Raw genomic sequence first — 15,209 nt, forward strand, 5'->3', positions numbered from 1 at the left:
ATATTCACCGCAAGAAGAAGTACAATTCTTTCGGGTAAACTCAACAGCGTATAAAACCGATCCGTTAAGTCGTTTAAAGCCATGACCGTTAGGATGGATGCCATAATTGCAATACCAATATCAATTCCCAAAATTGCCCACCTTGGGAGATACCGAATGTTGCGTATATCCAATCGATTTTCTCTAGAGAGAATTTGTTTTAAAGCTCTGTCAAGTTTTCCACCCATGCGTAACTTCTTAGCTAAATATTAAAAAAGGACTTCACTGCGGCTCCAATTCTTTCTTTATCTTCATCACTAAGATTAGAACCTGAGGGCAAACAGAGGCCGCTTTTAAAAGCGTCTTCAGCTACTGTACTTCCATAGAAAGGAGAGCTTGCAAAAACAGGTTGTAAATGCATTGGCTTCCATAAAGGTCTACTCTCAATATTATATTCCAGGAGATGCTCCCTTAGCCTTTCACTTGTCCATTCCATATTATTATTTGAATCAATGGTTATTACGGTTAACCAATGATTACAAAAGTACTGTTTTTCAGGTTCACAAAATACTTTCACCTCTTCTACTTCTTTAAAAAGGTTCCTATAGAATTTATTATTTTTTCGTCTCAAATTTACATGAGCATCTAAAACTTCCATTTGTCCTCTACCGATGCCAGCAGAAACATTACTCATGCGGTAGTTATACCCTATTTCACTATGCTGATAATATGGTGCATCGTCTCTAGCCTGGGTTGCCAGAAAGATAGCCTTTTCCTTTAGTTTCTGATTTTTGGTGATAAGGGCACCTCCTCCTGAAGTGGTAATAATTTTATTGCCATTAAATGAGAATATGGCGAAATCTCCAAATGTTCCACATTTCTGGCCTTCATAGGAGCTACCTAAAGCTTCTGCGCTATCCTCAATTATCGGAATATCATATTCCCTGGCAATAGCATGAATTTCTTTTACTTTATATGGCATACCATACAAATGTACGGCAATAATTGCTTTTGGCTTTTTTCCCTTTTCCATCCGCTTTTGCACTGCCTTTTTGAGATATTGTGGTGAAATATTTAGCGTTTCCTTCTCACTATCAATGAAAATAGGAGTTGCCCCGACATAATTTATCGGGTTTGCCGAAGCCACAAAAGTCATACTTTGACATAAAACCTCATCACCAGCTTTTACTCCTGCCATTAGTAGGGCCAAATGAAGTGCTGCTGTTCCAGAACTAACAGCCGCTATGAAAACGTCTTCTTTTAAATAATCTTTTATATCCTGTTCAAAACCTGTAACATTAGGTCCTAATGGAGCTATCCAATTTTCTTTAAATGCCCTGTAAATATATTGCTGTTCACTTCCACCCATATGTGGAGAGGATAACCATATTTTATCTTTATTCATCCAAATATTTTATAATTTTTCCAGGATTACCAACAACAACGGCAAAGTCTGGAACATCTTCAATTATTACGGCTCCGGCACCAATAGACGCCCATTTGCCTATTTTAATTCCCGGGATAACTGAAGCTCCTGTTCCCACCTGCGTCCCTTCCGCAACACTAACATTTCCAGTGAGTACCGCATTAGGTGCTATATGCACAAAATCGCCAAGGTGCACATCGTGTTCAACAACCGCACCAGAATTTATAATACAATGTTTTCCTATTCTGGAACCTGAATTAATAATAGCTCCAGCCATGACTACGGTCCCTATCGCAATTTTTATATTTTCGGAAATTACCGCGCTAGAATGACTGGTCGCCTCTGAGATTACCCCGGTAAACTTATTCGCAATTTGTTTTCTGATCGTATTATTTCCAATAGCTAAAACCGTAGGGTTCTTAAGTTGATCTTCATTCGGCTTATGAACTACACGGAAGCCAAGGAATTCTTCAAGATCACGATTGTCATCAAATACCGAATCTATTTGAATATTTTTACTCTTCAGAATATCAAAAACGACCTTCCCGTGACCACTGGCTCCGTAAATATTCATTTCAATTTTTTCCGTTAAAAGCTTCCGTAGTTGCCATATTGGCTGTATTTATCCCTTCAGAAATCACCACTTTTTTTATCGTTCTTATTATAATTTTCAAATCTAATCCAAAAGACAGGTTTTCCACATACCAAACATCATATTCAAACTTTTTGGTCCAACTAATTGCATTTCTACCATTAACCTGAGCCCATCCAGTTATTCCAGGTTTTACATTGTGTCGTTTTCTTTGTCTTTCAGAATATAAAGGTAAATACTGAGGTAATAAAGGCCTGGGGCCTATTAAGCTCATATTTCCTTTTAAAACATTTACCAACTGCGGAATCTCATCTATAGAGGTTTTTCTAACAAACTTTCCAACCGCGGTTAACCTCTTTTCATCCGGAAATAAATTTCCATTTTCATCTTTCTCATCAGTCATTGTTTTAAACTTAATGATATTGAAAATACGCTCATTTTTCCCAGGTCTCTTCTGAAAAAAAAAGGGTTTCCCTTTATTCGCCAAAGCTAATAAAACTGTAATTGGGATTAATAATGGACTAAGCACTAATAATGCCGTAAAAGCAATAAAAAAGTCAAATAGTTTTTTAAAAAGGTGCTTGTACATAAAGGAATTGAGACATTTATGCCCATCAAAATTAGGCTGTGCAAAACTATGATTTTATATATTCCTTTTCTAGATTTTTGTATTCCTTTAACAGAATTTGCCAAAATTCTTTGCGCTCATAATATTTACAAATTTCATCCCTGGCGTTCGATGAAAGCCTACTGGTATAATTCTTATCCTCAACAAACAACTCCATTGCTAAAATTAAAGCAGATGTATCTTTAACTGGAATTATAACCCCATTAATTCCTTCTACTATAATTTCATTACATCCGTTAATATCGCTTACTATTGCCGGAAGGTTCATAGCACCGGCCTGCAACACCACATTTGGAAAGCCTTCGCGATAACTGGGGAATGCCAATGCGTTGGCAATTGCAAAATAAGAACGAACGTCTTCCTGGTACCCGGTAGTGATAATCTTCTCGTGGTTTTTTATACTATTAAACGTATCTTGCTTTAAAGGATCCAGTTCTTTTTCAAAAGGTCCTACCAGCAGCAGGGAAACATTCTGATTTTTCTTGTGTAGCTTTTTAAAGGCATCTACCAACTCATTTATACCTTTTTCACTAACCAACCTTCCAATAAAAATAAAAATAAAATCCTCCTGAGGAATCCCAAGCGATTTTCTTTTATTTTTCTTCTGGTCCTCTTTAAAACAGTATGGATCAAAATATTTGGTGTCAATTCCGTTGGAACTTCCCTTTCCTAACACTTTTAATTTATTTTCCTCAGCAAAACCTTCCTTAAGAATAATCTCTTTGAGGCCTCGCGAATTCGGAAAAACTTTTGTAGCCAATTTATAGGTGAATTTCTCCACCTGGTCTAATATTTTTCGCTTTGTTCCGGTAGTCTCCATAAGCGGTAGTCCAGCTACCGTATGCAAGCGCAAAGGAACTCCAGCTAGTTTAGCGGCCAGCATTCCGACAATTCCCGCTTTTGGAGTGTGCGTATGAACAATTTCCGGCTTTTCCTTTTTAAAAAATTTATACAGCTTCCAAACCGCTTTTAGATCTTTTACAGGTGTTATTGCCCTTGTCATTTCAACCCAAAAAGTCTTTACCTTGTTTTTTTCTCCGTACTTTTTCAGCCTTTCCTTTTCAGCTGCAACAGCGGTAACCTGGTAATGCTGGTTCATATATGTAAGCTGACCTTCCAGGAGTTTTTCTAGGGAAAGTGGGATTGTGGTTATGCGGATGAGTTTTTTCATTGGTTAAAGATTCAAATAAGTTTCTTTATACCATTTTTGAAAACAGAAGAAAGCCCATACTCTAAAAGTATTATCCTGTTTTCCTGTGATATGATTTTCTACTAGATTCCGTACAAACTCTTTCTCGAATAAATTCTGTTTTTCTAAAAAGTTATTCTCTATATAAGATTCCAACTCAGGTTTCAAGTATCCTCTAAGCCAATCTCCTACAGGAACTCCGAAACCTTTTTTAGATTTATTCAGAAAGTCTTTAGGGAAATATGCTTTGAAAGCTTCTTTTAAAATGTATTTCTTATCCCATCCCTTCATTAAATAATCTTCCGGTAACTGACCAGTAAAATCCCAAAGTTTTTTATTTAAAAAAGGAGCCCTGGACTCCAAAGAAGTTAGCATACTGGTACGATCTACTTTTACCAGCATATCCCCTTCCAGACTTAGAATCCTATCGATATTACGAAAATCTGTTAGATTTTCAGCTTTATTATAAACAGTGTTTTTGTAAGTTTCAAAGATTTCTGATTTCACCCATTTTTCTTTCAGCAATTGCGACACATCTTCCTGTTGAAAAGCGAGGGAAATAATATTATAATAAAAATCACCTTCATAATTAATCGCGTTCATCAATTTCCTCATTTTAAACCGTGTTCCGCGCTTATCGTCTTTTGTACTTAGTAACTTATTTGCCGCCCCTTTTAGTTTGTTATGAAAAGTTTTTGGCACAACTGACGAGTATTTTTCGTTCATTTTACCGATATAATACTTGTTGTATCCACCAAAAATTTCATCCCCGCCATCTCCGGTGAGGGCAACTTTTACGTCCTGTCTGGTTTTGTTGGCTACAAGATAAGTAGGCAAGGATGAGGAATCGGCAAAAGGTTCATCAAAATTTAGCAATATTTTATCCAGATTTCCTTTTAAGTCATTTACTGAAATAATAAACTCATGATGATTACTATCAATAAGATTTGCTACAGTTCTTGATTTATCGGTCTCATCAAAAGATTTTTTTTCAAAACCTACCGAGAAAGTGTCAATCTTACTATCCAACTGCTTAGACAAGGCAAGGGATACGACAGAGGAATCCACGCCTCCAGAGAGAAAAGTACCTAAGGACACATCGGCCACAGACCTGCTTTTTACACTCTCCAACATCAAATCATGAGTTAGTGTTTTTGCCTCATTAAAAGGTATCTTAGGATCTACAGTTATACTTTTTTCATTTTGAATAGGAAATATTTGCATTTCGAAATTATCTAAATGCAATTCCATATAATGGTTGGCCTCAAGTTTATAGATACTGTCGTAAATTGAATAAGGCGCAGGAATATAGGTTAACCTAAAATAAAGATTTAAACCTTCTTTTGAAATCTGAGGTTTTTCAGGTAACATCTGCACGAGAGATTTTAACTCTGAGCACCAAATTATTTGATTATTGGTTTTTGTGTAATAAAGAGGCTTCTCACCGAAAAAATCCCTTGCAATAAATATTTTATTTTTGGTTTTATCATAGATGCTAAAGGCAAACATGCCATCTAACATTCCAAAACTTTCTGTCCCCCACTCTTCATAGGCTTTTAAAATTACCTCGGTATCTGAAATGGTTTTAAACTCATGCCCTTTTGCTAACAGCATCTCTCTAAGTTCTCGATAATTGTATATTTCACCGTTAAAGAATATAAGAAGATCTTCAGATTTATTAAAAATTGGTTGAGCTCCTGTGCCTAAATCGATGATTGAAAGTCTTCGCATAGCCATTGCTACCGAAAAAGAAGAATTCGATTCGGTAAAGAAACCATCCTGATCTGGACCCCTGTGAATAATTTTTTTATTCATTACCTCTAGCTGCCCTCTTAAATCTTCTAGACTAATCTGACCTTTTGTAATAAAACCGTTAATTCCGCACATAAAAAATTTTTAAAGCCCACAAATATATAAGCATAAAGCTAAATTGTAATTTTATTGAGTGACAAACTTACCCGTTTCCAGCATATTTAAGGATAGGTAGCCATATTTTTCTTTTAAAGTGGTAAAATAAATTAGTAGCTCCTCGAATTCCCTTAAATTTTCTTCAGGATGATCTCCAAAATTATGCGGATGCCACCATAGATGATAAAATTCATTGGCTTTAGCAGCTTTAGTCATCTCAGACTTAATCCTCTTTAATTTTATAGAATTCAATTTCTTACTGGGAGAATAAGGTCTTAATAACCTACTTGCCTTTTGAGAAAACGGCTGTTCTAATAGTGTAATACTTTCAGGTAACTTATAGGATTTATCTGATGGACCAAGATAAGCATCACCTGTTCTAAAGATTTTATTAACTAAAGAGTCATTTTCGGTATTCCTCCAATACCAATTGATTGGGTTAGAACGAACATTGTCAATTCCCAGTTTTTTACAAATCGTTAAATATTCTTGATTAAATTGATTCCTTGGAAAAACGAGCGATTTCATTTCAACTCCAATCTTGTTAGCCATCATAATAGATTGTTTCAGATCATATTCAAAACTTTCCAGGTTTTGCCCTTTTTCGAGACAGTAATAATGTGAATAGGTATGAGTAGCCAATTCTTGTCCGGGAGCATCTTTTATAAGTTTAACAAGTTCCGGAGCAAAGCAAAATTTTTCAGTTTCTTTAGACTGAATAGTCTTACCATATTTATAGGCAGAAAGTGACTTGTTAGCATACTGAGGCAATATTTCAGGAATATTGGAATTCCATTCCTCCCAGTTATTATTAAATAGCATACCAACAGATGCCCAGGTACAGGAAATTTCATATTTCACGAAAAGCTGAATCAATTGAGGAATAAGTTTTCGGGTATTCTGAAAATATAGTCTCTTTTCTTCTAAATTGACTTTATCAAAAACTCCCCAAAGAAGCTCAAAATCAAGTGAAATTACCAAGGCTCCGTTTTTCATACTTAATATCTATCTTTAAAATCTACAGTAATAATTCTATTGTACCAATCAAGTTTATAAAACCCTTTCGTAAATAGAAAATACAATATCAAACTGTTGCTACTTCATTCTTTCTGCGCTTCTGTCTAAGATGTTTGATTTTAAGCATCTTTTTATATCTTTTCTGAGCGAGGTAATAGTATATAACAAAGAAAATATAATACATCACCATAGATTTTTGTCTCATAATTATTCCAAGGTTGGACATTACAAAAGTCATCGCAAAAGATGTACTTATAAAGATTACGAAACTCATTTTAACTACTGCCGGTGATTTCTTTATAAATTTTATAAAATCTTTCTTCATGATTTTCAAGAATAAGAGAAAGTAAATTAAATTCTCAAATGAGGTTATAATTCCTAAAATATTTGGTGCATCTATAAACAAGGGTCTAAACCAAAAGGTAAAAAGCTTAAAAGGTAAAGGGTAAGAAGACATATCTACACCGGATCCAGATTTACTCAAATCTTCTGAACGTTCTTCAGACTGTGCCTGAAAATCTTCTATTATATTTTCCGAATTTTGCAAATTCATTACTGCCAAGATCTGATCTTGTACCAAAAGTAATCCTCCCCCTAAAGAAATAAAAACAAGTGCTTTTTGCCACATGGGAATTTTCTCTTTACCACTCATATATCCCAATACTGTGCCCACCGCTACAAACATAAAAACATGAGGACGGATATAATATATTATAACTGAGCCTAGAAAAAGAAGAAACAACCTTGATTTGGGCTTTATAACAGCATAAGTATACATCATTAGCCCTAAAAAAATAGCAGAACCCTTTCCCAGAGAGGCAGTCCAGAAATGCATATTAGGAAAGAAAAGAATCAACGAAAAGAGATCAATATTCTTAAATATAGTAACTTTAATTGGAATTTTTTCCCTGAAGAACATATAAGCATATACAAAGCCCAAATATCCAAACCAGGCAAAGGTTAGCATTAGCATATCATAGGAGAATCCTATTGAATAAAAGGGATAACCAAGGAAATGTATAAAAGCGGTATCAGTACCAAACAAATCAAACCAACTTCCCTGGTGGATTGAAATTATTTCAAAATAATGAAGAGAATCGGAAGCATTGTTTCTAGCATACCAGGTATAAACTCCGTAGAAAAATAAGTGATAGAGATATAATAAATTGAGCTTCTTCTTATCAAAGAAAGCATGACGCTTAGAGTAAGCTCCAAAAATTCCTTGATTGAGGATGAAGAATAAAATTATTAAAAAGAAAACTCCTAACATATCAAAATAATTCCAGGTCTCCTAAGCTATTTTTCCAGTTGCTAATCTTTAAAGAAAATTCAATTTCATCATCGCTCAAATTCAAAACATTGAAAGTAAGCATTGGCCCAAGATTTCCCTTTTTAGCGTTTAGATCTAAGAGGCTTGGCGAAAAACTTATTAGATGGCAGCTGAACTTCGATATAACCTTTTTAATGATTTTATTAAGTTCTTTTTTATCTAGTAAGTTTTGATCATAAATATATTCAGATATCCTAAATTCCTTAAACCTGCCTCTTTTTTTAATGTAAGCAGCCAAATAATAACCCTTACCCGCAATTACCTCATAAGATTGTAAAGGATTTTCTTCATAACGCCATCTCAACATTTCAGCGGATTTAGGGGTGAATAAACCTGGCTTAGCCTCCAGCGTTTTATTCCAATTCGTGCATAAAACCTCTATTTCAGTTTGAGAAATATTCTTTTTAATACTATAAGCTTGTTGAGATTTTCTAGGCTTTAAAAAAGATAAGCTTGGTTTTAAGCCAACATAAATTTTTCCAACCTGCTTCCATCCCATCTTTAAATAGCCGGGTCTACTTTGATCATTAGGGGTATTAAAGATAAAATTATCATTATTTGATCTGGCCAAATCTACAGCCTTTAAAGTTAGTTTTTTAAAAATACCTTTTCCCTGGTGCTCAGGATGTGTTGCAGTATCCACAGCTCTTAATGCCCTATATTTATTTGACTCATATTCCCATTCCCAACGCATAAAGGCACGAACCCCTATAATTTTTTCATCTTCTACAGCTATTAATACAATAGATTTTCCAAAAGGATTATCTATATGTTTGTATTGCCATACTTTTTCTGAAAGCTCTATTTGATCTTCTCCAAGGCTGGCTTTTAGAACCTTTACAATTTCAGAGATATCTGTTTCGTTAGCTTCCCGGATTTCCATGTTATTCTTCGTTTGTATTATATATTTTTATTCTTACATCTCATCCTATCCTAATTTCATCTCTAGCAAAGTACGTGTTAATGAGAGCAATATATGTCTAAGAACCTTCCAAATCCTTGGCATAACTTTCTAAATTGATTGCCTATAAACAATTAATCAATTAAATCAAGATAGCACTTCTCGAGTTCTTTCACCATCTTCACAAGACTAAACGATTTAACTACTCTTTTTCGCGCAGCTTCCTGAAATTCTTTTCTTTTTTCAGTATTCTCCAAAAAGTTTAAACAGTTTTTGGCAAGAGCATTTGCATCACCGACTTCACTTAATAAACCATCTTTTTCATTTCTTACTACTTCCACTACACCGCCCGCTTTGGTAGAAACAATAGCGCAACCGATGCTCATCGCCTCCAGCAAGGCTATTGGAAGACCTTCAAATTGTGAACTCATCATAAAAATATCCATTGTAGATAAAAAGTCTACAGCATTAGTTTGCAGCCCTGGTAGGATAATTCGGCGGCCTAAGTTGCATGTTTCAATAAGGCTTTTTATCTCTTCTTCTTTAGGGCCGGCGCCTACTAATATGCCATACACTTCTGGAAATGAATCATTAATTAGTTTGAATGCCTTCACCCAGGCAACAAGATCCTTTTGCTCTCTAAAAACGGCCAGGTTACCCACTACTAATGCCTGACTCGGAATGTTGTATTTTTCCTTTATCGCTGCAGCAGCAACTTCATCTTTATAAAAACTTTGGGTATTAACTCCATTGAGAAGAGTTTGTACAGGAACTTTCGGGTTTATATTTTCTTTAATTGAACGACTAACATCTGCCGAAACCCCCAGTGCTTTACTTTGCCAATTAAAAGTAATTGCGTTTAACCTCCTGGTAGCAAAATGATAACGCTCTTGTATATTATGTTCAGTGTAAATGACAGGAATATCGGTATTTTTGAAAACAAACCTGGAAAGAAAACCGGACCAGGGTAAATGAGAATGAATTAAATCAATATTATTTTCTTTGCAATAATTAGCAACTTCTTTATACCTGGAAATTAATGTTAGATTATTCCCGGCCTTCAAGCAACTTACAATACCACCGGCTTGCTTAATCTCCGCTACCATTTGATCTTTCCAGGGAAGAAAATAAATGAAGTGAAATTCAAATTTTTCCTTATTGTGCAATTTTAAGGTTTCCGGTAAAAGCGTTTCCGCACCACCTCTACCCAAAGATTTTATAATATGAAGTATTCTAATTTTTGACATAAAAGCAAATAAAGTCGCAAAGTTAAGCCATTTCAATTCTTTACCAATCAATTCAAAATCAATTAAGACCTTGATACTATTCGGAATCAATTTTGCTCTAATAATTAGCCTCAAAATTATATTTATATCCTTATTTAAGAGATAGAAAACTAAAAAGCGTAAATGAAATAAAATTTATTATTAAAACTTATTTTTTGATATTTTCATACTTCAAGGATTGCTCCCTGGCTTCACTTGAATTTTTTTCACCACTTTAGCAGGATTCCCAACTGCAATTGTCCAAGCTGGAATATCACTAAGCACTAGGGAATTTACCCCAACAATAGCTCCTTCCCCAACCGTTACGCCAGGCATAACTACAGAATTCATTCCTATTACGCATCCCTTTTTAAGAATAACTGGAGATTTATTATAATTTAAATCATTATAATCTACCCCTACATAATACTCTGAAAGATCCCTTTTATGACATAAAATGAGACACCTACTCGCAATCCAAACACCGTCTTCCACTTTTATATAAGAGGCATTGGAAACATCATAATATACATCATAGCCAATGGAGACATTTTTGCCTATACTGCATCCAGTCATTTTCCAAATTGCAGGACGGACTCCCCTTCCTAACCTGTTTAGTATGATCCAATTCTTGGCAATTTTGAAGAGATACCAAATAAGGATTAACCTAATTTTTAAAAATAAAATTACCGGTATTTTTTTTAGAAAATATATAAAGCTCTTTTTTTGCACCTCCGTATTATTAAGTATTAAGTTTATTTTATTGAACTTAATTTTAATACTTTTTGATTAATTTAAAATACAAATCCTCAAATGTTTTAGCATTCTTTACAGGATTAAAATGGTTGACAACTTGTTTATATGCATTGGCTCCCAATTTTGTTCTCAATTTATTGTTTTGAGCTAGCTGTATTATTCTCTCTTCAAATTCCTTTTTATTGAAATCATCAACGATAAAACCTGTTTTATTATTAATCAAAACTTCACTTACACCTCCAACATTGGTAGATATGGCGGGCTTTCCTTGACTTGCAGCTTCTAAAATCACTCCCGGAACACCTTCCACCTTACTACTAAGAACAAAAAAATCTGAACCTGCAAGTAGTTCATGTGTATCTTCTCTAAAACCTAAAAGGTAAACGTTTTGGGTCAACTTATTTTTAACTATACTTTCTTTAACTTCTTTAAAAAGTGTACCAGTCCCTAAACATACCAATTTGATGTGTGGATAATTTTTGCTGATAGATGTAAAAATTTCAATTAGAAATTTATGATTCTTCTCTGGGCTAAAATTCCCAATGTGCATGACAATTTGATCCTTTGATCCCAAACCTAATTCATTCTTTAAATGTATTGTAGCAGCCTGAATATTGACATTTTTTATTGGTATCCCCCTTCTAATAACCGAAGTTCGATTCTCAGGGTAATTAAATGTTTTTATAAAATCTGCAATAGCATTTTCACCTACGGAAGAAACATGAGATATTCTTGTAAATAGGTATTTGTAGATTAATCTTTTATAACCATGCGTCACCCATTCACTAATCATGCTTATATTTCTATAAAGGATTGGCGGAGTTTTTGATAAATAGGAAGCAGCAACCATATACTTAAGTGTATCGGAGCCGTTACATTGTATAATATCTGGTTGAATTTTCTTGATAAGATCATCTAATTTTCTCACTAGCTTCAAGGAAAGCGCTCTCGACCTACATTTCGAGAGATCTAAATTTTCCGCATCTTTAACCGTAAGTACATTTTCGCCATTCTCATATAGACCTACAAAAAAAATGGAGTGACCTAAATTAATTAATTCTGAGCTTAGATTAGCAGCAAAAACTTCTGCTCCCCTATATTGTCTTTTTGTAACTAACTGAAGTATTTTCATGAAAAAGAATTAGGATAATACTTCCCGGTACATGTCAAGCATTTTAGCATTTATTTTTTCAATTCTAAAATTAGACTGGAAACGATTATAAACATAGTTTGCCAGTTTAACCTGTAAATTTTGGTTTTCAATTAATATCTTAATATTATCACCTAAAGTCTCAAAGTCACCAGGAGGAGAAAATAAAGCACCCTCCTCAGAACCTACAACCTCTTTTAACACTGGTATATCTGAACAGATACAAGGTAATCTGGCTGCAAAGCCTTCCAACAAAGCTCCCCCCAAACCTTCGTAGTAGGAGGGGAAAATAAAAGCGTTTGCTTGCACTAGGCGCTTTTGTACATCAGTGACAAAGCCACGTATGCTTACCTGGTCCTGCAGTGAATTTTCGTCAATATACTGTTGAAGAATATCTGAATAAGAACCAGGACGTCCTAATATTTCCAATTTAATATTATCTATACCATACTTATTTCGAATATATACAAGTGCCTTAAGAATGTCAATCTGACCCTTTGCGAATTCCTGTCTTCCCGAATTTATTAGGGTGAACTGTTTGGTTTCTCCTGACTTAGGTAGTTCATCAAGATAAGGATTTTCATATCGCCCCCTATAGATGACCTTAGAATTTTGTTTAAAATTAAAAAGCGGCTTGTAATGTTCTAATACTCTATCAGTTATAGCATGAAAGAAAATTTGGGACGTAGAACGCGCAGTCCAAATATCAAATTGCTTTGCCAATTGAAATTTTTGCCAGGAAAGTTTACTATCTTTTTTACGTTCAAGGGAATATGCCGTATTTACAAGACTTTGTATTAGCTTACCTTTAGAATAAAATTTTCTTGATAATCTAGTAACTATATTGGCCTCGGTTAAAAGGGAATGTATAATTTGTGGCTGTTCTTTTCTAAATATTTTTACTAAGAATTTGGTCTTAGCCAAGTACCCCCCATCTTTTTCAAAATAAATAACGGGAATGCCTAAAGCTTCCACATCTTTTTCTACACCAATTTTTTTATGTTCCAAACATACAAATTTCACAATGCTGTCCTCTCTACAATGAAGAAATTTGGCAAACTCTAGCATAGAGCGTTCTGCTCCTCCTGACCCTAATGTATTAATTACAATGATAGCTTTCATTTAGCAATTTTTTTTAATTGAAGCTTATTTAATGATTTTTTAAATTAAAGACTAGCCTCTAGGTCCCCCAGGGAAAAACGAATATTCCTGTTAACATTTAATTTATCTTTATTGAAAACCACCACCGCTTCATTTCTTTTAACGCAAAATAGAGAATGCAAATTAAATTGTTCATTTAGTAAAATGTAGAAAAGAAAAACTTTAGTTTTTGTGGCCAAAACTTTTAAGGCTTTCTTGAAGTAGGCAGCATTACCCATAATTTCTTCGATAAGAATATATTTTATCCCATATTTAGATTGGAATTTAAAAATAATATTCATCTTATAGCCAGCAATGTCAACCTCAACTGCATTATAACTATCGCTAGCAAATCTCCATTTAATGTAAGCATTTGACAAAGCAGTTCTGAAAAAGGAAGAACTAGAAGAAGTACTATCTCCAAGTTTAAAGTTATCTATACTAATAAATCGTATCTCTCCCGATGTGAAGGTATAAGGCCAAAAAAAAACCGCATAATAATTGAACTTTTGTTCAAACCTATTCCACCCCATTTTTAAATTACCGGATAAGCTATTTGAATTAGGGGTATTGAAGATAATATCGTAAGAATCTTTAAATTTTTCTAAACCCATATGAGTTAATTTTTTAAATAATCCTTTTCTACGATAATCCTGGTGTATCACCGTGTCAACAGGTCTTAAAGCTTTAATCTTTTTTCCATTTCTTTGCAGGTTCCATTTCATAAACATTTTAACTCCCACGATCCTTTCATCATCAAAAGCCAATAAACCTAGAGATTTTCCAAATGGATTTTGCACATGTTTCCACAGAAATAATTCATCAGAATGATGTTTCCCAAGGCTTAACTCCAATAAATTGTTAATCTTGTCGATGTCTTCGGCATAATTAATTTCTCTAATTTCCATTTTATTTTAATCCTAAATAATGTTGCTTAAAAAACATTAATTTAGAATGTAAACCCGAAACTTTCGCTGTAAATTCATTTATTTCTAAATTTGAATCTACCCTTAACCTTGAAATACGCATTGGATTTATTTTTTTTGCATTAAGTTTATGGTCAAATAGAAATGCCATTTCAATACCTTCTTCGTATAAAATTTTTTCAGTTTTTTCATTCCAATTACCATTCGGGTAAGCAAATATTGGATAGCCCCTTAAATTCCATTCTTTGAATTTCTTTCTGGTATTCTTTAATTCTATTCTTATTTCACTTTCGGTACAACGATCTACCATAGGATGAGTATAGGTATGGTTAGCAATAAACATCTGTTTTCTCTGCATTTCTATTAACTCAGTTGTGGTTAATTGACGAGTCTGTAGGTGAGGTAGCTCATTCAAATAATTAATTCTTTTTTCATTTGGCTTCAACTTTAATTCACTTATTTTTTTACGAGCATCTGCATAACTATATCCATCTTCCTGAAAAACTTTTTCCACTTGTTTCCACCAAAACATGTTTTCAGAATCTATTAATGCTGTAATTACAAAAAGTACAGAAGGTAAATGATATTTATCTAGTAGGGGTAAGCCCTTCTTATAAACGCTAATGTCGCCATCATCGAAAGTTATTAAAAGCGGTTTTTTAGGAAGTTTTTTAAAATGGAAGAGATGATCCTGTAAATCTGAAATTCCTATGATATCATAATTTTTTACAAGATATTTTAGTTGGTTTTCGAATGCCGCTTCGTCTGGAACTGTATGGTAAGCCAAAACTCTTAAAAAATCATCCGAATTTGATTCCATAATGGCATCAACCTTATTCAAAACTTTGTACATAGATGATTTCATGAATGCCATTTATTTTACACTTATTATTTAAAGAAAAAATCCTGTGCCTTTTCTATTTTCTATGATCTCTTTGAAAAATTCACCTGAAACTGTTTATCAATTCAAAAAATAAACTATTCAGGTCTAATATTTTTTAC

Annotated in this window: 14 protein-coding genes; all 14 read right to left on the minus strand. The window is 33.9% G+C overall.

Annotated elements, in window-relative coordinates; all coding sequences use genetic code 11:
- Nucleotides 1-241: 241 nt before the first annotated feature.
- Entirely contained in the window at nt 242-1,384 is a 1,143-nt protein-coding gene (locus tag ACOV1Q_RS06955) for a DegT/DnrJ/EryC1/StrS family aminotransferase (protein WP_424493669.1), read from the minus strand.
- Entirely contained in the window at nt 1,377-1,979 is a 603-nt protein-coding gene (locus tag ACOV1Q_RS06960) for an acetyltransferase (protein ID WP_424493670.1), read from the minus strand. The genes ACOV1Q_RS06955 and ACOV1Q_RS06960 overlap by 8 nt, the downstream gene beginning before the upstream one ends.
- A gap of 1 nt (nt 1,980) precedes the next feature.
- Nucleotides 1,981-2,586 carry a sugar transferase gene (locus ACOV1Q_RS06965; RefSeq protein ID WP_424493671.1) on the minus strand — a complete coding sequence of 202 codons (606 nt, stop codon included), beginning with the start codon at nt 2,584-2,586 and terminating at the stop codon, nt 1,981-1,983.
- A gap of 46 nt (nt 2,587-2,632) precedes the next feature.
- Nucleotides 2,633-3,796: a glycosyltransferase family 4 protein gene (locus ACOV1Q_RS06970; RefSeq protein WP_424493672.1), complete on the minus strand. Its 1,164-nt coding sequence runs from the start codon at nt 3,794-3,796 to the stop codon at nt 2,633-2,635.
- A gap of 3 nt (nt 3,797-3,799) precedes the next feature.
- Complete coding sequence (gene asnB / locus ACOV1Q_RS06975) at nt 3,800-5,701, minus strand: asparagine synthase (glutamine-hydrolyzing) (protein WP_424493673.1); 1,902 nt, start codon at nt 5,699-5,701, stop codon at nt 3,800-3,802.
- Nucleotides 5,702-5,752: 51 nt separating this feature from the next.
- A complete protein-coding gene (locus ACOV1Q_RS06980; protein ID WP_424493674.1) occupies nt 5,753-6,718 on the minus strand; it encodes a polysaccharide deacetylase family protein in 966 nt (321 codons plus the stop codon).
- 88 nt (nt 6,719-6,806) lie between these two features.
- Nucleotides 6,807-8,009, minus strand: a complete 1,203-nt coding sequence (locus ACOV1Q_RS06985) for a hypothetical protein (RefSeq protein WP_424493675.1) — start codon at nt 8,007-8,009, stop codon at nt 6,807-6,809.
- A 1-nt stretch (nt 8,010) separates the two neighbouring features.
- The gene (locus ACOV1Q_RS06990) at nt 8,011-8,952 is read right to left on the minus strand and encodes a GNAT family N-acetyltransferase (protein ID WP_424493676.1); all 942 of its coding nucleotides are present in this window, start codon (nt 8,950-8,952) and stop codon (nt 8,011-8,013) included.
- A gap of 152 nt (nt 8,953-9,104) precedes the next feature.
- Complete coding sequence (locus ACOV1Q_RS06995) at nt 9,105-10,331, minus strand: glycosyltransferase (protein WP_424493677.1); 1,227 nt, start codon at nt 10,329-10,331, stop codon at nt 9,105-9,107.
- A gap of 96 nt (nt 10,332-10,427) precedes the next feature.
- Entirely contained in the window at nt 10,428-10,967 is a 540-nt protein-coding gene (locus tag ACOV1Q_RS07000) for an acyltransferase (protein ID WP_424493678.1), read from the minus strand.
- 43 nt (nt 10,968-11,010) lie between these two features.
- Nucleotides 11,011-12,123 (minus strand): glycosyltransferase family 4 protein, encoded by a 1,113-nt coding sequence (locus tag ACOV1Q_RS07005; protein ID WP_424493679.1) that lies wholly within the window; start codon nt 12,121-12,123, stop codon nt 11,011-11,013.
- Between the two features lie 9 nt (nt 12,124-12,132).
- The gene (locus ACOV1Q_RS07010; RefSeq protein ID WP_424493680.1) at nt 12,133-13,263 is read right to left on the minus strand and encodes a glycosyltransferase family 4 protein; all 1,131 of its coding nucleotides are present in this window, start codon (nt 13,261-13,263) and stop codon (nt 12,133-12,135) included.
- Nucleotides 13,264-13,307: 44 nt separating this feature from the next.
- Nucleotides 13,308-14,189, minus strand: coding sequence for a GNAT family N-acetyltransferase (locus tag ACOV1Q_RS07015; protein ID WP_424493681.1), 882 nt, complete (start codon nt 14,187-14,189; stop codon nt 13,308-13,310).
- 1 nt (nt 14,190) lies between these two features.
- On the minus strand, nt 14,191-15,072 hold the full coding sequence (locus tag ACOV1Q_RS07020; RefSeq protein WP_424493682.1) for a polysaccharide deacetylase family protein: 882 nt from the start codon (nt 15,070-15,072) through the stop codon (nt 14,191-14,193).
- Between the last annotated feature and the right edge of the window lie 137 nt (nt 15,073-15,209).

The sequence above is a fragment of the Salinimicrobium maris genome (genome assembly GCF_049680855.1).
In the GTDB taxonomy this organism is placed as follows: domain Bacteria; phylum Bacteroidota; class Bacteroidia; order Flavobacteriales; family Flavobacteriaceae; genus Salinimicrobium.